Annotated in this window: 2 protein-coding genes and 1 pseudogene; 1 reads left to right on the top strand and 2 read right to left on the bottom strand. The window is 63.8% G+C overall.

From position 1 onward, the window contains the following. Together EOD15_RS33010 and EOD15_RS33005 are read right to left on the bottom strand one after the other, a co-directional pair. A pseudogene (locus EOD15_RS33010) lies at positions 1 to 205 on the bottom strand (glutaminase); the annotation flags it as partial. A 4-nt stretch (positions 206 to 209) separates the two neighbouring features. After that, on the bottom strand, positions 210 to 1,358 hold the full coding sequence (locus EOD15_RS33005) for an aminotransferase class I/II-fold pyridoxal phosphate-dependent enzyme (protein ID WP_127321803.1): 1,149 nt from the start codon (positions 1,356 to 1,358) through the stop codon (positions 210 to 212). Between the two features lie 145 nt (positions 1,359 to 1,503). Here EOD15_RS33005 and EOD15_RS33000 point away from each other — a divergent pair. Further along, a partial coding sequence (locus EOD15_RS33000) for a M48 family metalloprotease (RefSeq protein ID WP_148129775.1) occupies positions 1,504 to 2,288 on the top strand: 785 nt, incomplete at its 3' end.

The raw sequence follows: 2,288 nt of genomic DNA, 5'->3' as shown, positions 1-2,288 counted from the left end.
GCACGTGGCCGTCATTGGTGACCGCTGCGATGCCGAATTTCTTCGGATCGACCTTGCCCAATTGCGGAAGGTAGGAAGCGACGTCACCGCGATCGGTGCGATCGGCCATTTCGGCAGCGACTTCGGCCAATGCCTGATCAAGTTTGGAGGCCTGATCAAGTTTGTGGGCCTGATCAAGTCTGAGGGCCTGTTCGAGTTCCGGCATGGCGCTACCTCAACCAGCGTTCGAGGCGCGCCATCGCCTCGATCATGTCGTCGTGGCTGCCGGCGTAGGAGAAACGCATCGTGCGGTGCCCGGCCTGAGTGTCGAAGTCTTGGCCGGGTGTTGCCGCGACATGCGCCTCGGCCAGCATCTTTCGCGCGAAGGCCATGCTGTCATTGGTATGCCTGGTGACGTCACAAAAGGCATAAAAGGCGCCGTCCATGGGCGCCGCCAGCGGAAAGCCGAGTTCCGGGAGGCGCTTCATCAAAAGCTCGCGATTCCAGGCATAGCGACCCTTGACCGCTTCCAGTTCCTCGGTCGCCCTGAACGCCTCGATCGCGGCGATCTGCGACAGTTCCGGCGGCGAGATGTAGAGGCTCTGGGCGACGCGCTCGACCGGCCGCACCAGCTCTTGCGGCAGCACCATCCAGCCGATGCGCCAGCCGGTCATGCAGTAATATTTGGAGAAGGAGTTGATCACGGTCACGTCGCCTCCATAGGCAAGCGCCGTGGTGTCGGGGGCGGCATAGGCGAGCCGGTGATAGATTTCGTCGGAGATGACGGCGATGCCGAGGTCTTGTGCCGTCCTCACCAGGGCCGCCAGTTCATCGGCCGGTATGACCGCGCCGGTTGGATTGGCGGGACTGGCGAAGAGAACGCCTTTCAGCGGCTTTTCACGATGCGCGGTCTCGAGATGGCCGGCATGCAGGTAGGCGGCGTCGCCGAGCTCGATCTCGACCACCTCGATGCCGAGCGCGGCCATGATGTTGCGATAGGCGGGATAGCCGGGTGCCGCGATGGCGACGCGGTCACCCCCGTCGAACATCGCAAGGAAGGCGAGGTTGAAGGCGGCCGACGATCCAGTGGTCACCGCGATCCGGCCGGGCTCGATATCAAGCCCGTAGTGATCGGCGTAGTGTCCGGCGATCGCCTTGCGCAAACCTGCCAGTCCTAGCGCGTCGGTGTAGCCGATGCGTCCGTCCTGCAGCGCCTTGGCGGCTGCGGCGCGAACCAGAACCGGTGCGGGATCGGAGGGCTGGCCGACGGCCATCGAAACAACCGGCACGCCCTGGGACTTCAGCCGGTTTGCCTCTGCCAGAATGTCCATCGCATGGAAGGGCTCGACATTGCCACGACGTGAGAGCGAAACGACCATTTGACCAGTATTCCCGATGACTGACGGCGCCAGGCACTGGCGCATGTGCCGCACAAATGCCCGATTGATGTGAGGATCACAAGTTGAGGAAGTTTCCGGCGCCGACTTTTCATCTTTCGCCCGCTCGTCTACCAGTGGAGCCATCATGTTGAGCCGACCCAGATCGACGATTGCCCAGGCAGCGCGCGTCTTCGCGACGCTTTCGCTTGGCGTTGCCGTTGCAATGGCGAGTTCGGTCAGCGCCTTTGCCCAGAACGTGCCGGTGGTGCGCGACGCCGAGATCGAGGCGCTGGTTCGCGATTACGCGCGGCCGATCTTCAGGGCGGCTGGCCTGGCGAATGACGGCATCGACATCGTTCTGGTCAATGACCAGAGTTTCAACGCCTTCGTCACCGGGCGCCGGCTGTTCATCAACACCGGCGCGCTGATGACGGCTGAAACGCCCAACGAGATCATCGGCGTCATCGCGCACGAAGCCGGTCATATCGCCGGCGGCCACCAGCAGAAACTCCGCGACCAGCTTGAACGCGCCAAGACGATGGCCATCATCGCGACGCTGCTGGGTGCCGGTGCCATGGTCGCCGGCGCGACAACCAATAGCCGCGGCCTTGCCGGTGCGGGCATGGGCGTGGCCGCCGGTGGCGGCGAGATGGCACAGCGCAGCATCCTCGCCTACCAGCGCACCGAGGAGATGACGGCCGACCGCTCGGCGATCACCTATCTCAACGCCACCGGCCAGTCCGGCATGGGCATGCTGAAGACGTTTCACCGCTTCCAGACTGCGCTGTCGCTCTCGGGCGCGCAAGTCGATCCCTACCGGATCAGCCATCCGATGCCGCGGGATCGTATCTCCAATCTCGAAGTGCTGGTGAAACAGAGCCCCAATGTCGACAGGCCGGACCCGCCCGCGCTGCAGCAGCGCCATGACAT

Source organism: Mesorhizobium sp. M7A.T.Ca.US.000.02.2.1 (assembly GCF_003996995.1).
Lineage (GTDB): Bacteria > Pseudomonadota > Alphaproteobacteria > Rhizobiales > Rhizobiaceae > Mesorhizobium.
This window is presented reverse-complemented; position numbering and strand designations above follow the sequence as displayed.